An 18,746-nucleotide genomic window follows, 5' to 3' on the forward strand; every position below is an offset into this window, starting at 1 on the left:
TGTCACTCCCCTCGGTCGGGCCGCGACGCCGTCGACGACGGCTCGACGACCCGGGTGAGCCAGCGGACCAACGGCTCGTACTCCTCGACGGCCCCCCACCACAGGCGGACCCCGTCGTCGCCGCGCTGGAAGGCGCCCTCCCCGTCCACCTCGGTGCCCGCCTGTTCCACGTCGACGAAGGGCAACATCACGGCGGCGCTCAGGGCGACGGAGTCGCTGAGCACGGCGGCTGGATCCGACCGGTCGACCGTGTCGTCAAGCGCCTCGGCCAGCGCCATGGCCTGGCGGCGGCTGCGGTCGATGGACGGCCCGGCGTCTGCCGGCCCGGTGAGCACCAGGTCGAGCGCGGCGAGTCGGCCCTTTCGCACCGCGTCCAGCACGGTACGAGCGGCCGCAGGGCTTGCCGATCTTTCGCTGCCCGCCGGCTGCGTGACACGCAGCCGGCCGGCGAGGTCCGGATCGTGCTGGATCAGCTGCGCAAGGCGGAGAGGCTCTCCGAAGCTGACCCAGCGGATCGGCTGCCCGCTGTCGCCACAGGCGGACCGGACGACGGACGACACGTCGGGGGGCCGGCTCACGACCGTGACCTCGGCGCGGCCGGCGCCGTCCAGGAGGCGACGTGCCGCCGACCGGGCCGGCTCGTCGCCCACCATCACCAGGGCGAGCTGCGGGACGGCGCGCGCGGCGGCCGCCACCGCGAGGACGGTGCCCGGGCCCCAGGCGGAGGCGGCGTCGATGACGAGCGGAGATTCGCGCAGGTTCTCCGGCCAGTCACCGCCCTGCCCGAGCTGCCGGCTGCTCTCCGCCAGAGCGGTGCCGGGGAACAGCTCGCCGACCGCGCTCAGAGCTTCGTAGTCCTGCCGGGCCTCGTCGATGGCCTTACCCTCGTGCCTCGGACTTTCCGATGTCATCGCCTGCCCCTTGATGGCTGTGGTGACGTTGGTGGACGAACCGCCGGCGTCGGCTGGTGCGGCTGCTGTTGGTGCCGGCCCGCGACGGGCCTCGGCAGGTAGGCGACGGCGGCGGGCCGTCGCTCCTGCATCTCCGCCACGGACCTGGCCACTCCCGTGACCCTCTTGAGCAGGGCGTCCGGACCGTCGCGCAGCAGTTGATCGTACGGGACCCGCTCGGCCCGGCCGCCGTGACCAAAGGAGACCGTCAGGTCACTGGACGTGTCGCGGCGGTTGGCGCGGACGGAGACCTGCACGAGCGGGCCCGGCGATCCGATCAGGACCGAGCGGTGGGTGCGCTGGATGTCCGGGCTGATGCCGAGGTCGGCCACAGCGGAATCGACAAGCAGTTGGATCCGGTGGCCGGCGTCGCGGTCGAGTGGGTTCCCGAGGACGAGACGGTACGAATCCTTGGCGTGCCCAACGTCGCCGCGCTCGGGCTGGGCGGCCCGCAGGGCAGCTCGATCGGCCCAGACGGTCGCCGCCGCGCCGTCGCCACGGAGGAACCGGCGGAAGGACTGGCGAACGAACTCGTCGGTGGGGCGCACCCCGCGCGGCTCGCCGGTGTACTCGGCCGTGACCGCGGTCGCGCAGCGGTCCCACAGCGAGACGGTGAGATCCCTCCGGTCAAGACCGTCGGCCTGGCCGGGCAGGGCGTTGCAGGTGCGCGCGAACCACTCCGCCCGTTCCCGCGACACCGGGTTGGCCGCCAGGTGCGGGGTGCGCTCCAGGAGTTCCTCGCCGGTGAGGACTCCGGAACCGCTGGTGCTTCGGGCCCATGAGCGCACCTGATCGAGGTGGTCGGGGAGCAACCCGACCGCCGGGTCGATCGGCACGAGCAGCGTGGGTACGCCCGTGTCGAGGACACGCGCCTCCGCCCACCGCCGGTCGGCTTCCGTCAAGAAGTCGTCCAGCCAGGCGAACGGCATGCCGTCCGCCTCGGCCAGGACGCTCGCGGCCTTCCAGTTCACGCCGAACGGCACCGGACCGGCCAGAGCCCGGTCGATGACCAGGACGGGCAGCGAGTCGGCCAGCCCGACGACGGGCGCGACGTAGGCGTTCGCGGCATGGTTCCAGGTCGTCGCCCAGCGCAGATCGACAAGCCCCTCACTGACGAGGGCGTTCAGCATCTGTCCGTGCTCGGGATTGAGCTGCACCTGGTAACCATGCAGGTCATGGGGTGTGAAGCCCCGGTCGGCATGGTCACCGTCGGGGTTGAGGACCCCGTCGATGTCGAGCAACAGCCACGGCTTCACGGTGTCGTGGGCAGCGGGTCCCGTACCGCTCACCGGCCCCGCCCCGGCCGGAAGGCCTCCTGCCATCCCTGCGGCCGCCGGGGCGCTACGGCCGGAGGACGAGTCTGTTGGTGAGCGACGTGCAACGCGGCCGTCGCCGCGGTGGTGCCACGCGTGGGCGGTGCCAGGGTCCGGATGTTCTCGACCACCCCCTCGGCGGCGTGTCGCCAGGTGTGGTTCTGCCCAAGGTGCTCACGCAGGTCGGTGGCCCGACGCCGGGCCTCCGGCAGATCCTTCAGGACGGCCTCGGCGTGGTCGGCCCACACGGTGGGCAGTGTCGCCTCCGAGCTTCCCCGGGTGTTGACCACCGACGGAGCGCCCAGGGCCGCCGGCACCTCCTTCGGGTCGCCGAGGAACATTCCGACTCCGGTGTGGTTCCCGACCAGGACAGGCACGCCGTACCCCGCGGCCTCCAGCGGGGCCAGGCCGAAGTCCTCGTGCCGTGCCGCGTGGATCACCATGTCCGCCCCGCGGAGCTCGGCGGCCATGACGCTCGGGTCGGAGGTGTAGCCGCGCACCCGGACCGGGAAGCCGGCGATGTCGGACAGCACACGCTCCTGTTCCGCGACGTCGGACTTGTGCGCCCCCAGCATCGTCAGTCGGACGTCCAGGCCGCGCTTGTGCAGCTCGCCCACCGCGGCGGCGGCGATGTCGGCGCCCTTGAGGCGGTCGTCGGTGCGCGTGAAGACCAGCAGATTCAGCCGGGTCTGCTCGGGGTCGTACTGAGGTGGCGCCTCCAGGATCACTCCGGGGGTCATCTGCACCACCGGGGGCGGCTTCTCGCACATCCGGGCCAGGCGGCGGCCCTCGTCGGTCAGCAGCGGGCCCACCCCGACCACCAGGTCGGCCCGGGACACCAGGGCGCGTTCGGTCTCGGTGTGCTGGTTCGACTCCAGCGGTTCGCCACGGCCGCGGTCCATCTCGTCCGCCGTCACGTGGACGAAGTGCACCACCTTCGCGTGCGGGTAGAAGTTGTCGCGCAGGTAGGAGGCGGCCCCACCGGAGAACCGGCCGTGGCCCATGATGACGTCGACGTCCGCCGGGAGCCGGTCCGCCCGGAGCAACTGCGCCCGCGTGTCGGATATCCCCGGGATCGGGTCGAGCACCTGGATGTCGACCAGGGGATGCGACGGCGAGGGGACACTCACCCGGGCGGTCACCCGGTGCCCGAGCTCCGCGAGCGCTATGGAGATCTCCCGGTTGACGGCGATCGGGCCGCCGCCGATCCACTTGTCGCACAGCGTGAGCACGTTCAACGGGCGGGTCTGCGCCTCCGCCCGGCCCGGCGGCAATGGCACTGTCATCTCTGCTGCCCTCTTCTGGTGTCTGCGGATACCTGGTCGGCGGTCAGGGCACCGAAATCGTGCGGCGCGCGGTCGTGGCGACGGTCAGCCACGCATTCCCGTCGCTGCGTAGAGCCGGGCGACGAGCTCGTCGGCCACGTCGGCCAGTTGCACGGCGTCCGTGCTCACCGCGTCGGTGGTGACGTCGTGGCGGAGCCGGGCCGACAACTCCCGGAGCAGGGACGCGGCCACGAGCGCCTCGGTGCTGGCGATCTCGACGGACCGCGGTGGCTCGGCGTCACCCTCGCCCGCCAGCGTCCTGCGGGACAGGGCGGCCTGTTCAGCGAAGGTGAGGTTCTCCCGTACCGATTCGTCCCGCTCGTTCCAGAGGTATCGGTGCGTGCTGAGCATGCATCCCCAGGAATCTGACACCTTCGTCACCTTGTTGCCTCCATGTCGAACATCCTTACGCCAATGGGGAAGGTCATGGCCTCGTAGCTCATGGGACGCTCATCGACGCGACTGGCAGGACGAGGCTGGCGGGGCGCGGCAGCACCGGTGGCGCCTGCGCCGCCCCCGCGGTCCACGCACAGCAGACTCATGCAGCGCCCTCCCCCGAACGCACGACTGCACCGGCACGCCCCGGCGGTGGCCAGCTGCCAAATCCGCTCACGGTGCGTACAGAGCTGAGCATAGATCGACCTGTCCAATCACGACAGGCCGGGAAACCGCCGCAACGGCGTGTCCAGCCGCGTAACCGCGGATCCAGCCGTCGTCGACCGGCCGACACGGCAGCGGACCTCGGCGAACACCCTTCTGATCGATGCCCGTTGCTATGCTTCGGCGCCGGGGGACGATCGCGGGAGACGGGGATCCAGTGCTGAGAGAGCGGCTCCAGACGGCGGCGGTGATTGTTGCGCTCGCGGCGACGACCGCCGCGTGCAGCAAGGACGACCCGCCGTCACCGCCAGCCGCGTCGGCCCCCGCCGCCACTCCGTCGATGCCGACGTTCGACCCGCCGACCCGGTTCTCGCCCACCGGTACCGCGCTGGGCGAGGCCCGCCCCGGCGACGTCCTCCTGCACGGCACCACCGCGTTCATCTCCAGTGAAGCCCAGACCACGGTGGTGGAGGTCGGCAGCGGACGACGTCTGTCGGTGCTCACGCCGGAGCAGCCGCCGATCACCCGCAACCCGGCCACCGCCGGGCACCGGCCGGTGCTTGTCGACCTCTCCGGACGGCCCGCGGTGGTCGTGCCGTACGCGGTGGAGATCCCCGCCTCCGGCACCGTCGCGGCCCAGCAGGCCGTCGAGCTGCTCGTGATCGATGCGACCGACGGCCGGCTGACGAAGACCATGACGGTGGACGCCAAGCCGGCCGAGGGCGACTTCAGCCTGGTCGCCCGCGACTACGTCCGCGTGATCGGCGGTCGCGGCTCCGCCGTGGTGCTCGGCATCGGCAAGCAGGTGACCGTGGCCGTCGACGTCAGCACCGGCAACACCCTCTGGCGCGACAACGACTTCGACGCCTCGGCGCTGCTGGGGGACACCGTCGTCGGACTCACCGCCCCGGACACCGGCTACCGCCGGTCCATCACCGGACTCGCGTTGCTCGACGGCGCCAAGCGCTGGTCGGCGCTCACAGTCGCCAACGCCGAACTCGCCGCAGGCGGTCCGTCCTTCATCGTCGTGGTGGGTCAGCAGACCGACGGCAAGCGCTTCTACACGCTCATCAAGAAGGACGGCACCCTGGTCAACCGCACCAAGGGCGAGTACGGGGCGGGGCTGCGCTGCTCCTACGACGAGGCGGCGGTCACGGTGTGCGCGATCGGCAACTCGCAGCCGCTGTTCGCCCTGGACTCCACCACCGGAGACGATCTGTGGCAGCTGCCCGCGACGGGTCGCCGCGCCCCGCGGATGACCGCGGCGTGGCACGGCGCGGTCTACGGCACGGTGAACAACGCCGCAGTCGTCCTCGACGCGCGCACCGGCACGGACAGGGAAGTGTCGCCCGGGGTGGCTCCGGTGGCCGTTACGGTTCACGGGGGCCTCGCCGCCGACCCGTCGGACAGCACCGCGCTGGCGTTCCACCCGGCCCTCGGCTAGCCGGTACGGGCCGTGCGGCCGTCCCGGTGCTCAGCCCTCGGGCAGCTGATCGAGAACCTCACGCGGAGCTGCGACGGCCGGCAGGGTCCTGGGCTCGGTGTGCCGGCCGGGTTCGCACTTGGCGAACGGCCCGTACTCGGTGGTCATGTTCATCAGGTGCGGATCGAGGTGGTGCAGCCACCAGGTGCTCATGGTGTCGTCGATGCGGGCCCTCTCCCACTCGCGCCACATCGCGTAGAAGCGCGAGATCGCCTCCGGGTGCGCCCACCATCTGTCGCACCAGTAGATGCCGCTCTTGGGCCCGCTCAGGACGCGGCGCTCGACGACCTCGGCCAGATACAGCCGCATGAAGTCATCGAGGTTGCGGAACGCCGGCTCCGGCACCTCGTCGGCGGCCTGCTGCGGCTGTGCGGCGGCGCCCGCGGCTGCCTGCGGTTCCGGCTGCGTGTCGCCGCGCGGCAGAGCACCGGACAACTGCTCCAGGAGAGCGGACAGTTCGGCCACGGCCCTCTCCGAATCGCTCTGGCCGGTGGGCGTGGTCATCGCGGCTCCTGCACAGGGTTGTCGAACGACTGCACTTGCGGGTTGTCGGCCTGGAGACTCCAGTCGTTCCGGCTGTCCGGGTCCCAACGGGCGATGGATGCCTTGATGGCCTCGGCGTACGGACCGGTCTGCCAGGGGGCGGTACGGGCCAGCACCGGCGGCGCACCGGAGCTGTACACCACCATCCGGCCCCGGGGCAGCGCGTGCAGCTCGGCGACGTCGAGCACCCGCTGGCGGCGGGTCTGCCGTGACACGGACTGTTGACCGAAGCCGGAGCCGTTTGTCGACGTCGAGCGGGTCATGACGTCGTGCTCACCGATGAGGCGGGACAGCTCCTCGAGGAACTCGGGGTCCGCGACGCCACCGCCGTAGGTGCGCACGTTCGCCGCCGACCACAGCTTGCGCATCCCTTCGCGACCCCACACGTCGATGCCCTGAGCGTACGACTGCAGCACCGTGATGATCGGCAGGCCGTGCGAGCCGTAGTAGGAGTACAGCGCCGGCAGTTGGCGGATGCGGCAGATGTTGGCCGCCTCGTCGAGCACCGACATCAGCGGCGGGTCGAGGCGCCGGCCCTGCGAGGCGCGGGCGCGCAGCTCCCCCGCCCGCAACACGGCGTCGGTCAGCGCGGCGATCAGTGGCGCCGGTGAGCCCGGACCGCCCTGGCTGAGCAGGTAGACGGTGTCGCACGTGGCCACGAAGTTCTCGGGGCGGAACTGCCGGATCGTCGACGAGGCCGGCGGGCTGACCCAGGCGGTGACACTCGGCTCGGTCAGGCACATGAGCATCTTCTGCGCGCCGGCGTAGACGCCGCCGCGGGTCTGGTCCGGCATGTTGACCACACCGATTATCGAGTCGGCCGGCAACTGGAAGCCCGCACCGGTGAGGATGTCCGCCGGCGACTCGTCGCGTGGGTTCACCGCCCATCGGTACACGTCCAGGATGGACCGGCCGCCGACCGCGGCCGCCAGCAGCAGGTTGGCCACCAGCTCCTCGGCGCTGGGGTCGAAGAACGCGTCGCGCTGCATGCCGGGCTCGCGCTCGGCCGAGGCGAAGTGCTCGGCCAGCCGGCGCGCGTCGGTGATGGTGGCGATTCCGCCGAGCGGGTTCCACCACAGCTGCTGCGGCTGCCCCCAGACCTGCTGCGGGTCGAACACCCAGATCTCGCCACGGGTCGCGCGCAGTTCCCGGGTGGCGTCGATGATGTCGCCCTTGACGCTGGTGACAAGTGTCGGCCCGGGGTTGGACACGGTGGCCGGGATCGCACGGGCGGTCGTCTTACCGGTGCGGGGCCCCCAGATGTCGACGGCCATGTCCTCCCAGGACTGACGCAGCTCCATACCGCCGACCACGGTGCGTCCGATGAGGACGCCGGCGTCGTCGGGGGCGACGGTGCCGGCGTCGGCCAGGCTGGCCCGCAGCCGCTTCGCGGACGCGGTGACCCCGTCCGGGCTCAGGTGCTTCAGATCGCCGCGGCGGGCCATGTGCCGCGCAGCCTCGTCGACCCGGCTGCCCCGGAGCCGCCGCCCCTTGGTCAGCAGCAGCACACCGGTCGCCAGCGCCGCCACCACCAGCACCTCACCGACGGCCACCAGGGTGCACGCAACGGTCCACGTGATCCTGCCCGAGATCAGCGCCGCGGCGGCGCTGAACAGACCCTCGCCGTGATAGCCGGGTGGTTCGGTCAGCCGCAACGGAAGCCACACCGCCCCGGCCGCCGCCAGCGCGAGCACGGCCAGGCCACCGGCGATCAGGCCCGAGGAGTCGCTGCTTCCGCCAGGTCCCACTGTTCGGCTCATGTGCGCTTCCAACGGAAGTCGGTGTTGCCCAGCTGTTTCTCTATCTCGGTGGGTTCCAGGTGCACCGGGATGCCGGGCCTGGTCCCGACCTTGATCAGGAAGTTTCCGCGGCCGATCAGGACCTCTTCGTCCTCCGGCCCGGTCGTCCACGACGGCGGCGCGGACCACGACAGCACCTCGCTGCGTTCGGCCTGCGACAGGGGCCGTACCCGCGCGACGGCGTCGAGCTCCTGCTCGGAGCAGGCGCCGATCATGAGCACCGCGCACCGGTCGGCGAAGCCGCGGGCCTTGGCGCGGTCCTCCTCGTTCGGCAGAGCCTGCAGGTCGCCCAGCGAGTGGGTGATGAACGCGGTGCCGGTGCCCTTCGAACGGTTCAGGCGGGTCAGCGCGTCGATGCGGTCGACCATGCCGTGCCCGACCCGCAACGCGCGCCACATCTCGTCCAGGACCAGGAAGAATCGCCGCGGCGGGGCTAGGCCCAGGTCGGCCATCCGGTGCGCGGCCTCGACCTGACCGAAGCCGGCCGCCCAGGTGGTGACCAGGGTGGCGGCAGTCAGGGCCTGGTTGGTCTCGCTGATGCCGGAGATGTCCACGCACAGCGCGGTGGTGTCGAGCTCGATCGAGGCGGTGGTGTGGCCCTCGACTGTCGAGCCGAGCGGACCGTGGATCAGCGCTCGCAGCGTACGCCGCAGGTTTTCCGTCTCGAGGCGGTAGCGGTCCAGGTCGTGGTCGTCGTGCCACAGGGTCACCCACCGCACCTGCATGGGTGCCTCTTCGATGACCCGCAGCACGTCCGACAGCAGCGGCTGGGCAGTGCTCTCCCGCTCGGTCAGGTAACGCAGCGCGGCCGCCAGCACGGTTATCTCGTCCGACGCGAGCGGAGCGCCCCGGGTCAGGGTCGCCAGCACCAGGGCGGCGTTGAGCCGGCGGTCGACGATCTCCGCACGTAGCTGCTCGATCTCCTTGGGGTCCTGCACGTGTGCCAGCACCTGCTGCCACGGGCCGATGTCGAGCGGGTTGATCCGGTGCAGGCCGGGACCCACGCGCAGCACCCGCCCACCGAGCGCGGCGACCAGTTCGGCGTAGTCGGGTTTGAGGTCGCCCAGGATCAGCGGGGTCACGCCCTGGCCGACCAGGCTCAGCAGCATCCGCCGCACGCTTGTGGACTTGCCCATGGCCGGTTCGGCCTGGATCCACACCGACGGGTTGTTGATCAGCTTGGCACGTTCGTACCAGGAGATCGGGTCGAAGCACACCGTCGCGTTGGTGTAGCGGTGCCGGCCGAGCGGGGCGCCGATCGTCGGGGTGGACGAGCCGGTGCCGAACGGCCACAAGCCGCACACCTGCACCGTGGTGCCGCGGTACTCGGTGGGCGACTCGACCCACGACACCCGGCCGCCGCCGGGGCCGGCGTAGCCGAGTCGGGTGGGACGTCGGATCGGGATGACGGATCGGGGCATCAGGTCCGCCTCCTAGAACGGCACGGTGGCGTGCACGGGCAACACCACCCCGGTCGGCAGGGTCGCGGCGAAGGTCGCCGCCTGGGCCCCGTACATCGGGCGGAGCATGAGCCGCGCCTCGGCGGCCCGCGAGTCGATGATCCGGGTCGCCTCGTCGAGCTGCTCGACCGAGGAGACGGTGGCGGTGACCAGCACCGTGAAGCGCACGACGCCGGCACCGGAAGCCTCCTCCTGCGCGGCCTGCTCGGCCGCGCTGAGGTCGGCCAGGTCCCGGGCGGTGGCCTGGGACTTCTTCGTGGCGTTGAACCGGGCGTCGCGCTTGTCGGCTTCGACGAGCTTGGCCGACTCGGCCGGCGAGTACGGCCGGTAGATCAGTGACACCCGCTTGCGCAGCAGTTGCGGGTCGGGGTCGGTCAGCCGGGCGAACGTGTTGGCGAAGGTGACACCGCGGGGAGCCTCGACCATGCCCCAGGTCCTCGAGACCCCGGAGTCGTGGCGGTAGTAGTCCCAGCTCTCCCGCGCCGAGACCGGGCCGGCGTTCTCCCAGGTGAGGTCCAGGTCGGGGGTACGCGACAGTTCGATGCTCGTGCCGGGGTCGTACGCGGCGCGTACGGCCCGGACCAGCGACCGCGGCATCATCGGGCGTACGCCGCCGCCGCCGGCGGCCGAGAGCCCGGAGTGCAGGTTCGGCAGCCGTGCGGCGACCTCCCGGCACATGTCCTCGTGTGAGAGTTGCCGCCGGTTCGGAGGCAGCGTGTAGGTGAGCGAGACCCGGGTCTCCACGGTCGCCGACCCGGCCGGGTAGCTGCGTACCACTTCCTGGAGGACCTGGCGGGCCAGTTCCGGCGCCTGCGGCGACATCGTGTCGTTGACCTCGGTGGCCAGCCGCGTGCCCGGATCCGGGGTGCTCTCCACGGTGACCGCGGCCTGCACCAGGCCCGGTTCACGGCTGAGGTTGGACAGCCAGGCGGCCAGGTGCGCCACGCGCGCGTCGATGGCGCTCTGGTCGACCAGGTCCATGCCCTCGGGGTAACAGCGCAGCGTGACGGTGTAGTGCCGCGACTGTGGGATGACCACCACGCCGATGCGTCCGGACCGGCCCGTCTCGACCTCGTAGATCTGCGAACGGGCCAGAATGCCGGGCAGTTGGTGTGTCTGCGTCACCTTCGAGGCCACGCCGGACAGGTACAGGTGCTGTCGTCGTGAACGCCCTCGCCACCACGCGAACCGTGCCGCCATGACCTGAAGTCCGGTGCGCCCGTTGACGCGGATGGCCAGCGGGACCAGGACGGCCGCACCGCACAGCGCGGTCAGCAGGGCGGCCACGAGCGACACGGCGAGCATCAACACGGTCAGCAGGGCCAGGCCGAACATGATCAGCGTGCCGATGGTGCCCAGGCCGAACAGCCCGGCAGACACGCCGCGGCGCCAGTTGCCGTAGGCGCGCTGCTGCGACGGGTTCGGCGGTGCGGCAGTCGTCGTCACTGCTCAGCTCCTGTCGGTCCGGTCGCGCCCGCAGCAGCACCACCGATCTTCCTGATCGCGTCCGGGCCGGCCTTCGCGGCGGCCTGCCCGACCACGACGCCGGCGGCGATCGGGCCGGCCGCCGCGGCCAGTCCGCCGGCCGCTGCCGCACCACCGCCCGCTGCCGCACCCCCGCCGGCCGCGGCACCGCCGCCACCTCCGGCCATCGCCGGCCCGCCGGCGGGCAGCCCACCGCCGGTCGGTGCCGGTGCGGCAGTGGGACCGGGCCCGGAGCCGGAGGGGCGAACCGGAGCACTCTGTCCGCCACCGCCACCGCCACCGCCACCGCCACCGCTGCCACCTCCGCCGCCACCACCGCGGGTGGAGTTGAGCAGCATGGCGCCGTTGGCGATGGCTCCGGAGGCCGCCAGGCCACCTCCGCCGCCGCCGCCCATGGCGATCTGGCTGGTCGCCGGGGCCAGCAACTTGAGCAGGGCCGGCATCGCCACGATGCCCATGCACATCAGCACGATGCCAGTCAGCACGGTGGTGAGGTCCTTGCCGTCACCGATCATCCAGAACGCGGCCGCGTACACGGTCGCCGCGGCCGGCTTGTAGAGCAGCGCCGCCATCAGCCAGCTCATGTAGCGCGCCAGCATCGCGCGTCCGGTACCGGTCATCGCCGCCGCCGCGGCCAAGGGCATCAGTCCGCACAGCAGCACCTTGATCGCGGCGATGCCGATGCTCAGCAGGATCTGCGCGAACGAGATGAGCAGAAGCATGAACGCGATGGCGATCAGCGCGATGGACGTGAGGCCGTTGAAGGCGGCCACGCCGGCAGCGGGGGCGAACATCACCAGGCGTTCGCCGAGATCGCCGCCGGTCGAGGCGTCCACGATCCACGTGGAGTAACCGTCGCCGAACTCGCTGAGGAGCGCGACCGTCGGTACGCCCGCAGCGCTGATAAGCGTCAGCTGCAGCAGGCCGCGCCCGGCGTCGGTGGCAGCCTTGGCGTTGCGCTCCAACAGGATTCGCCCGGCCGCGATGAGCAGTGAGAACACCGCGACGGCACCGGTGATCCAGTAGGTGTACTCGCGCAGCCGATCGACCGCTCCCCCGGTGAGGACCGGGGACGGCACCGCAATCCAGCCGGCTATCAGGGTCTTCAAGGCCCAGGCCGCGGTTTCGCCCATGGCTTTCGCGAGGCCATCGAGCATCGACTCCGCGAACGAGGTGCTGACTCCGCCGACGAGGTCGCCGGCCGCGTCCGTGAGGCTGCAGTCCGCCTGCGTGATCGGATTGCACATCAGCGGGCCCCCCATTCCACGACGCCGTTCAGGTCGGTCACGGTGCGGCTCAACGAGGTCCAGGCGCCGCCGGGCGGCGCCACCATCTTCCAGTCACCGTCGCGCCACTGCAGCGTGGTCGTGACGATGAACCACCGTGCGGTGGTGCCGTTGGCCGACCGGTAGGCCAGCCCGATCACAGCGGTGTCCGGCGTGTAGGTCAGGTACAGGTAGCCCGCCAGCGGCGCCAGATCGCCCGGTTGCGCCGGTTGCTCCGGCTCCGCGGCGAGCGCCGCCTGCAGCGTGTCCCGGTCGGCGCTGGGCAGGAACTGCTGGGTCAGGGTCGGTTCCCACGAGGCCCGGCCAGCCGCGGCGCCCACCCGGCTGACCAGCTGCGCGGCGGCGATCAGCGCGCCCTCCGGCGTACGTGCGAAGCCCTTGGCCTGCGTGTCGCTGTGCTCGCGGGGCCCGGCTCGGTCGCTGAACGGCAACGCGGTGCCACGGACGACCTGCCAGGTGACGCCCGCTGGTGCGGTCACCGGGACGGCCGTGGACAGCTTGCCGGTGGTTTCCGGCTGCGGCGCCGCACTCCCCGCGGGCACCGTGGGCGCCGCCGCGCTGGGCTTGGCGTCGTCGTCGGACTGAACGGCGACGACGACTCCAAGTGCGACGATCACCAGCAACAGCACCGCGGCCAGCACGAAGCCCGGCCGCGTCCACGGCGAGGGCTCCTCTGCGTAGTCAGCCTGGTAGTTCTTCGAACGCATGGCGGTCCTTCCCCCCCGGTGATCGCCGTGCTCAGGTCAGCGCGTCGACCAACTGCGGCCCCACACCGAGCAGCACACAACCGGCCAGCCACCAGCCCAGCGCAGAGGTGTTGGTGTCGTCACCACGGCGGTGAGCGATCGCCATCTTGGCACCGATGAACATGGCGCCCCCGACGGCAACGGCCGTGACGAGCCACTTCACCCAACCAAGGATCGTCAGGATCTTGTCCGAGCCGGGGGGAGCGACGTTGCCCGGGTTTGGTGCGGCGATGATACCGGTCGCAGCGTCCTGCACGCTGGTGACCGCGTCGTGCAGATGCAGCAACAACGACATGAATCCTTCTCCTAGATCGAGACAGCTTCCACGATGGAATCGCGTAGCGCGGCGATGTCCGGTGGGGGGACGCCCAGATCGGCGGGCTTGTCGGCGGCCAGCAGAACCTCCTGCCAGCCGACGCGCCAGACATTCGGTGCCCAGCCACCCAGCAGCTGCAGACGCTCGTTGACGATCTTGGGTGGTCGACGCGGTGACGCGGCGACCGCGACGACCCCTCGCACCTGAGCGTGCACCGGGATGGCTCGCCGACGCCACTGCTCCACCGCGCCGGCCGCCGCCAACGTTCCCGCGGCACTGGCTCGGCAGACCAGCACGACATTGATCATCGGAGAGTTCGGCGGCAACATCGGCCACACCGGCCCGTAGTCGTAGCCGATCTGGGTCAACGTCGCAAGCGTGGTGGCACCGCTACCGCCGTGGCAGCCGACCCACCACACCGGAGGCCATCCGCTGGCAACAGCCTGCGGCGGCACCGGTACGGCGGAGAGGCCGGGCAGCGTGTCGTACCGCGTACGAATCTGCGCATTGACCGAGGGCACGTCAAGAATCGCCCTGCGCTCGACCGTGCATGTGATTTCCCCCGTACCTGACGTAACTTCGCGCCAGACAGTAGCACCCGGCTGCACGGCTATCGATATGGTGAATCCACATCGAGACCTGCGGGGCCGGTCCCTGACCATACGGTTCACAGTGGATACGAAGTAAGCGGTCAGCACGGGGGTAAAGCGGCTATGAACAGAGAAAGAGGCGGATCCGTGCAATATGGACTCGCCGTACGGGCGGCGGTATTCACCGTCGCGATACCGATGCTGCTCGCGATGCTGGCCGGCTGTTTCCGATCCGGGCCGACCGGCGGCGAGGTGCCGCAGAGCGGTGGCCCCACGCCGACCGTCGGCGGCACGCTCGCCAGCGCCACACCACCGGAGGCACTCGGCCGCGACGACGAGGACGACGACGAGGGTCCCGCCGCGCCGGTCGCCGAGGCGGCGCCCGCCGCGGCCGCCTTCGCCACCGCTTGGGCCCGGCCAGGGCTCGACGCGGCACGCTGGCTGGAAGGCGTCGCGCCGTTGTGTGTCCCGCGGTTCGCCGAGCAGTTGCGCACCGTCGATCCGGCCAACCTGCCCGCGTCCCGCATCACCGGCCGGCCCACGGCGGCCTACCCCGTCCGCGACGGCGGCGGGCAGTTCGCGATCCCCACGGATCGTGGGACGCTGCTGGTCAGTGTCGCCGACATCAAGGGTCGCTGGCTGGTCACCGGCAACGACTTCAAACGGGCCGGGCAGTGACCGACAAGAAGACGACAGGTGTGGTCGGCGCCGTCGTCGCGATAACCCTGATGCTGGGTGGATGTCTCATCGGATTGCCGCTGTTCATGATGGGCGGCGCGGCCAGCGCCTCGCCGTGCGGGCCGGTCCCCGTGTCGGTGCCCTCTGCAGGCGCCGAGGGCACCACCAAGTGGGACGGCAGCCAGGTCGCCAACGCCGCGATCATCGTCGCGGTCGGCCAGGAGATGAAGGTGCCGGCCCGTGGCCTGGTGATCGCCCTGGCCACCGCGATGCAGGAGTCCACGCTGCGCAACCTCGACTACGGGGACCGCGACTCCGTGGGCCTCTTCCAGCAGCGTCCCAGTCAGGGCTGGGGAACCGTGGCACAACTGACCGACCCCCGGTACGCCGCCGGCAAGTTCTACACGTCGCTGCTGAAGGTCGAGGGCTGGGAGGGCATGCGGCTGACCGACGCCGCCCAGGCCGTGCAGCGCTCCGGCACTCCCGAGGCATACCAGCAGTGGGAGGACGACGCGAACGCCCTGGCCGCCGCCATCCTGAAGGTCGGCAGCATCGAGGAACTGGGCGGGGGAGCACCCGGCGCACGCTGCGGGCCCGGCGCCTTCGAACCCGTCCCGGTCGGTCCGGGCGGCTGGGTGCAACCGGTACGGGCCGGCGTGGTCGCACCGTGGGGCCAGGACCGGGGCGACCACAGGCATGCCGGCGTCGACCTCGGCGCCGGGAAGAAGACGCCCATCCGGGCCGCTGCCGCCGGCGTGGTGTCGACGAGCAAGTGCAACGCCCCGGCCTGGCACGGCTGCGACACCGACGGATACCCCGGCCTCGGCGGTTGTGGCTGGTACGTCGACGTCCGCCACGCCGGCAACATCGCCACCCGCTACTGCCACATGATCCAACAGCCCTTCGTGCGGGTCGGGCAGACGGTCGCAGCCGGTGAGGTCCTCGGCCTCAGCGGCAGTTCCGGGAATTCCTCCGGCCCGCACCTGCACTTCGAGGTGCACCGCGGTGTCGCCCCTGGCCAGAGCCTGAGCTTCGGCAACTCGGTGGACCCCGTCGCGTTCATGGCGGGCGTCGGGGCTCCGCTGGGCGACTGACCGCCGGCGCGGCCCACTCCACCCGCCCACCACCTGTGCCCCGCGGCCGGTCCAGCAGATGCGGTGACGCTCGCCGCGTGCGCCGCGCCGGGGCAGCTCAGCGGATCGCTGATTGCGGTGCCCGGGTAGGCACGCGTTGCGGCTGCACCCGCCCCCGGCCCGCCACGCTCCGTGCGGCGGCCGAACGGTCCGCGCCGCGAGCCACCGCGCTGCGGGTCGGTCGGGGATAGGCCTTGGCGGCGGCCTGTGCGCCCCTGCCCTCCGCGGTTCCCGGCGCGGGGGCTCCGGTCGGGGCGGCCTGGCCGGGCGCCGCTGCCTGGCCGGCGACAGCCGCAGACTGCCCGGCCGCGTCGGCCATCTGCTCGTGGTGGGTCGCCTCAGCGGTGAAGTCCTGCTCCTGCGCGTAGGCGTGATCGGCGCGCGCCTCGGCGTAGGCGGGCACGTCGGTCCCCGGCGCGAGCCCCTGTTCGGCGTCCAGCCGAACGTCGTGCCACGCTCCGGCGAGATGCCTGTCGTCGGCGGCCGCCGCCCGATGCCAGGTCGCGTCGGCGTCGGCACCGGCGCGGCGGCCCTCGGCCTCCCGCTGTTGCGATGAACGGTCCGCGGGCCCACGGCCCTCGGTCGTGCTGCGCTCCGCCGACGAAGTCGCCGCGCGGGGCCCGGCGGCGTGCCGCTGCCGTTCTGCGGCGCCGCGCACGGCCCGGGACAGTGCGTCGCCCGTGTGGGTACGCGCACCCGGGCCCGGCACCCGTACGCCTGTCTCGGCGAGTCGTTCACCGGCGGCCCGACGCGCCATGTCGGCAGCCGGGTCGACAGCCTGCCAGGCGGTGGAGGCACGCCACAGCTCGGCAATGTCGGCGTTCGTGGCGTCCTGCCACCACTTCGGGTCCGCCGCGCGATTCCAGGTCGCCGCGTCCTGGCGGTACTGCGCGTGCAGTTGGTCGTGCACTTCACGGGTGCGGTGCGGGTCGAGGTGGGCAGCCTGTTCGGCCAGCTCACTGCGTACGTCGAATTGCCGGTCGCCGACGGCCTGGGCGAACTCGAGCTGCCGCTCGGTCACCGCACGCTGCTGCAGCAGCTGTTGGTGCTGCTGCTCGGCCAGGAAACGTCGGTACTCCATGATCGCCGTCAGGAGCTGCACGACGCCGCCCGCGACCTCCGCAACCGCCACGTGTCCGCCTCCGCCGCAACCGTGTGATGTGCCATCGCGTGCCGGCGGCGTCGGGACAGCCGGGCGGCACGCCTGGCACCGTATCGCGCTGTATCGAGGCGGCGCAGCCCCGTGCGTAGGCGACCGGTGCCGGTCACGGGCCGTCCGAGGCGCGGCTTCCCCGGTGGACTACTTGCGGTTCCAGACCGCGTCCTGGCCGGTGCTCGGGTCCTTGACGGTGAGGGTGCTGCCGTCGGTGCTCAGGACGCCGTCGGCCGATATCTTGGTGATGCCGCAGTCCAGCTCGAGCCGGTACTCCCGGTCGCCCTGGTCCTTCGTGGTGCCGGTGCAGGGGACGTCGATGTTGGCCGACACGGAGCCGTCGTCGCGCACCGTCATCGTGCGGGACTGGTTGTCCGCCATGATCCACGTGCCGGTCAGCGACGGATCGTCGCCACACCCGGCCGCCAGCAGGGCGAGCGCGAGTGCCAGCCCGGCAGATCCCCAGCGCTTGATCACGTTTCCTCCCCCAGGTGTGCCGCGTCCCACCCTACCGGCGGCGCAGCTCTGGGCCTGCCCACCCATGGACATCCGTCATCGCCGGAGCGTCGTCGAGATCGGACCGTCGCGGGAAGCGCCGGCGTGTGACCGGTGGGCGGTCAGGGCGCGGGCGATGCCAGTTCACGCCTGGGCGCGCGGACCGCTGTCGCACGGACGCGGGTCAGGGCAACTGGGCATCGAGTTCGTCGAGCGTGTCGCGGACGTACTCCCGCCCGATGCCGTCCGGGAGCGTCACACGGATCGCGTAGACGAGCTCGACGAATGCCTGCCGTACCGTGTTCAGTTCTGCCGCGGTCACCTCGATGCGGTGCCACGATGCGGTAGGCGACTTGGCGGGATCGTCGACGAGCCGGTGGGCGACGGTCCGGGCCAGCGTGTACGGGGTGCCGGTCCGCGCGTCCCACTCGTCGTCGCCCAACTCCTCCGCCGCGCACGCGACGAGCTGCCCCCAGCGGCGCAACTCCGCCGGATCGCCGCGGAGTTCGTACCCGGTGGGGTGCAGCCGCACGGCCGTGCGGGCGATCGGCACGTCGTCCAGGCCGACGCTCATCTCGCCGAGGTCGAACTGAACGCCCTGCCGCTGCCAGCCTCGCGCGACACCGAGAGCGCCCGCGTGGTCGGCACCGGCCAGCAGGAGCGCGCAGCTCACGGCCCGTTCGTTGCGTTCGATGGCGTGCATCAGCGCGGTGTGCCCGTGGTTATCGACCGCGTTCGGGTCAGCGCCTGCGGTGAGCAGCACGTCGACGGCGGCGTGGTCACCGCGCCGAGCCGCGAGGATGAGCACCGGAGTGCCGTCCGAACGCCGTGAGTTCGGATCAGCGCCGTGGCTGAGCAGCATGCGGATCGTGGCCGGCGCGACCGGTCCCAGCACCGCCTGGACGATCGGGGTCTCCTCGCCGGGCGTGGCGTCGGTGCCGAGTTCCAGCAGGTAGCGCAGAACCTCCAACGCCGCGGGTTGGGGTCGGCGCCGGGTGGCGGCGACCGCGGTGAAGAGCAGGCTGCTGCGGTCGGTGGCCTCGACGTCGAGGGCCCCCCGATCGACGAGCAGGCGGACGACGTCGAGGTGACCATTGCTCACCGCGGACCGCAGCGGCGACTGCCACTGTGGCCGCCTCGCCCGCAGGGACGCTCCCGCGTCCACCAGCAATCGGGCGATCTCCAACCGCCCCGCGCCCGCCGCCTCGGACAGCACTGTCGGGGTGAAGGGGCTGTCGGCGGAGTCGGGGTCGGCGCCCTCTGCGAGCGCTTTCGTCACGGCTGCCGGATCGGCGGCACGGACGGCCGCAACGAGCTCTGCATCACGATCCACGACGACGACCCTATGTGGTTGGTGTCGGCGGTACGCGCCCCTGAAGCGGCGGTTGGCC

Annotated in this window: 18 protein-coding genes; 3 read left to right on the forward strand and 15 right to left on the reverse strand. The window is 71.7% G+C overall.

From position 1 onward, the window contains the following. Positions 1-2: 2 nt before the first annotated feature. From ACGGAQ_RS07705 to ACGGAQ_RS07720, 4 genes are all read right to left on the reverse strand, one after another. Complete coding sequence (locus ACGGAQ_RS07705; RefSeq protein ID WP_393045534.1) at positions 3-911, reverse strand: hypothetical protein; 909 nt, start codon at positions 909-911, stop codon at positions 3-5. Further along, positions 908-2,239 (reverse strand): HAD domain-containing protein, encoded by a 1,332-nt coding sequence (locus ACGGAQ_RS07710; RefSeq protein ID WP_393045536.1) that lies wholly within the window; start codon positions 2,237-2,239, stop codon positions 908-910. Before ACGGAQ_RS07710 ends, ACGGAQ_RS07705 begins: the two co-directional genes overlap by 4 nt. Next, positions 2,236-3,549 (reverse strand): glycosyltransferase family 4 protein, encoded by a 1,314-nt coding sequence (locus ACGGAQ_RS07715; protein WP_393045538.1) that lies wholly within the window; start codon positions 3,547-3,549, stop codon positions 2,236-2,238. Before ACGGAQ_RS07715 ends, ACGGAQ_RS07710 begins: the two co-directional genes overlap by 4 nt. Before the next feature lie 84 nt (positions 3,550-3,633). Then, positions 3,634-3,960, reverse strand: a complete 327-nt coding sequence (locus tag ACGGAQ_RS07720; protein ID WP_393045540.1) for a hypothetical protein — start codon at positions 3,958-3,960, stop codon at positions 3,634-3,636. A gap of 475 nt (positions 3,961-4,435) precedes the next feature. Here ACGGAQ_RS07720 and ACGGAQ_RS07725 point away from each other — a divergent pair, with 475 nt between their 5' ends. Next, entirely contained in the window at positions 4,436-5,632 is a 1,197-nt protein-coding gene (locus ACGGAQ_RS07725; RefSeq protein WP_393045542.1) for a PQQ-binding-like beta-propeller repeat protein, read from the forward strand. A gap of 30 nt (positions 5,633-5,662) precedes the next feature. Here the strand turns inward: ACGGAQ_RS07725 and ACGGAQ_RS07730 are convergent, their stop codons facing one another. From ACGGAQ_RS07730 to ACGGAQ_RS07765, 8 genes are read right to left on the reverse strand one after another with little or no spacing between them, the layout of a single operon-like run. Further along, positions 5,663-6,175: a DUF4913 domain-containing protein gene (locus ACGGAQ_RS07730; RefSeq protein WP_393045544.1), complete on the reverse strand. Its 513-nt coding sequence runs from the start codon at positions 6,173-6,175 to the stop codon at positions 5,663-5,665. Beyond that, positions 6,172-7,974, reverse strand: coding sequence for a type IV secretory system conjugative DNA transfer family protein (locus ACGGAQ_RS07735; RefSeq protein ID WP_393045546.1), 1,803 nt, complete (start codon positions 7,972-7,974; stop codon positions 6,172-6,174). The genes ACGGAQ_RS07730 and ACGGAQ_RS07735 overlap by 4 nt, the downstream gene beginning before the upstream one ends. Then, on the reverse strand, positions 7,971-9,434 hold the full coding sequence (locus ACGGAQ_RS07740; protein ID WP_393045548.1) for an ATP/GTP-binding protein: 1,464 nt from the start codon (positions 9,432-9,434) through the stop codon (positions 7,971-7,973). Before ACGGAQ_RS07740 ends, ACGGAQ_RS07735 begins: the two co-directional genes overlap by 4 nt. Positions 9,435-9,446: 12 nt before the next feature. Further along, positions 9,447-10,919, reverse strand: coding sequence for an SCO6880 family protein (locus ACGGAQ_RS07745; RefSeq protein ID WP_393045550.1), 1,473 nt, complete (start codon positions 10,917-10,919; stop codon positions 9,447-9,449). After that, on the reverse strand, positions 10,916-12,205 hold the full coding sequence (locus ACGGAQ_RS07750; RefSeq protein WP_393045551.1) for a hypothetical protein: 1,290 nt from the start codon (positions 12,203-12,205) through the stop codon (positions 10,916-10,918). The genes ACGGAQ_RS07745 and ACGGAQ_RS07750 overlap by 4 nt, the downstream gene beginning before the upstream one ends. After that, positions 12,205-12,951 (reverse strand): hypothetical protein, encoded by a 747-nt coding sequence (locus ACGGAQ_RS07755; protein WP_393045553.1) that lies wholly within the window; start codon positions 12,949-12,951, stop codon positions 12,205-12,207. Before ACGGAQ_RS07755 ends, ACGGAQ_RS07750 begins: the two co-directional genes overlap by 1 nt. Positions 12,952-12,982: 31 nt before the next feature. Beyond that, entirely contained in the window at positions 12,983-13,285 is a 303-nt protein-coding gene (locus ACGGAQ_RS07760; protein WP_007453533.1) for a hypothetical protein, read from the reverse strand. Positions 13,286-13,296: 11 nt separating this feature from the next. Next, positions 13,297-13,914 (reverse strand): hypothetical protein, encoded by a 618-nt coding sequence (locus tag ACGGAQ_RS07765; RefSeq protein ID WP_393045555.1) that lies wholly within the window; start codon positions 13,912-13,914, stop codon positions 13,297-13,299. Positions 13,915-14,043: 129 nt separating this feature from the next. Here ACGGAQ_RS07765 and ACGGAQ_RS07770 point away from each other — a divergent pair, with 129 nt between their 5' ends. Beyond that, positions 14,044-14,574 (forward strand): hypothetical protein, encoded by a 531-nt coding sequence (locus ACGGAQ_RS07770; RefSeq protein ID WP_393045557.1) that lies wholly within the window; start codon positions 14,044-14,046, stop codon positions 14,572-14,574. Next, entirely contained in the window at positions 14,571-15,668 is a 1,098-nt protein-coding gene (locus tag ACGGAQ_RS07775) for a M23 family metallopeptidase (protein WP_393045559.1), read from the forward strand. Before ACGGAQ_RS07770 ends, ACGGAQ_RS07775 begins: the two co-directional genes overlap by 4 nt. A 97-nt stretch (positions 15,669-15,765) precedes the next feature. On the opposite strand, the gene ACGGAQ_RS07780 is transcribed toward ACGGAQ_RS07775, so the two are convergent. The 3 genes from ACGGAQ_RS07780 to ACGGAQ_RS07790 all read right to left on the reverse strand — a co-directional run bounded on the left by ACGGAQ_RS07780 (position 15,766) and on the right by ACGGAQ_RS07790 (position 18,688). Then, positions 15,766-16,839: a hypothetical protein gene (locus tag ACGGAQ_RS07780; protein WP_393045561.1), complete on the reverse strand. Its 1,074-nt coding sequence runs from the start codon at positions 16,837-16,839 to the stop codon at positions 15,766-15,768. A gap of 168 nt (positions 16,840-17,007) precedes the next feature. Beyond that, a complete protein-coding gene (locus tag ACGGAQ_RS07785; RefSeq protein WP_007453522.1) occupies positions 17,008-17,337 on the reverse strand; it encodes a hypothetical protein in 330 nt (109 codons plus the stop codon). Positions 17,338-17,539: 202 nt separating this feature from the next. Then, positions 17,540-18,688: an ankyrin repeat domain-containing protein gene (locus ACGGAQ_RS07790; protein ID WP_393045563.1), complete on the reverse strand. Its 1,149-nt coding sequence runs from the start codon at positions 18,686-18,688 to the stop codon at positions 17,540-17,542. Positions 18,689-18,746: the final 58 nt, after the last annotated feature.

The organism is Micromonospora sp. NPDC047557, assembly GCF_043205095.1.
GTDB lineage: Bacteria > Actinomycetota > Actinomycetes > Mycobacteriales > Micromonosporaceae > Micromonospora.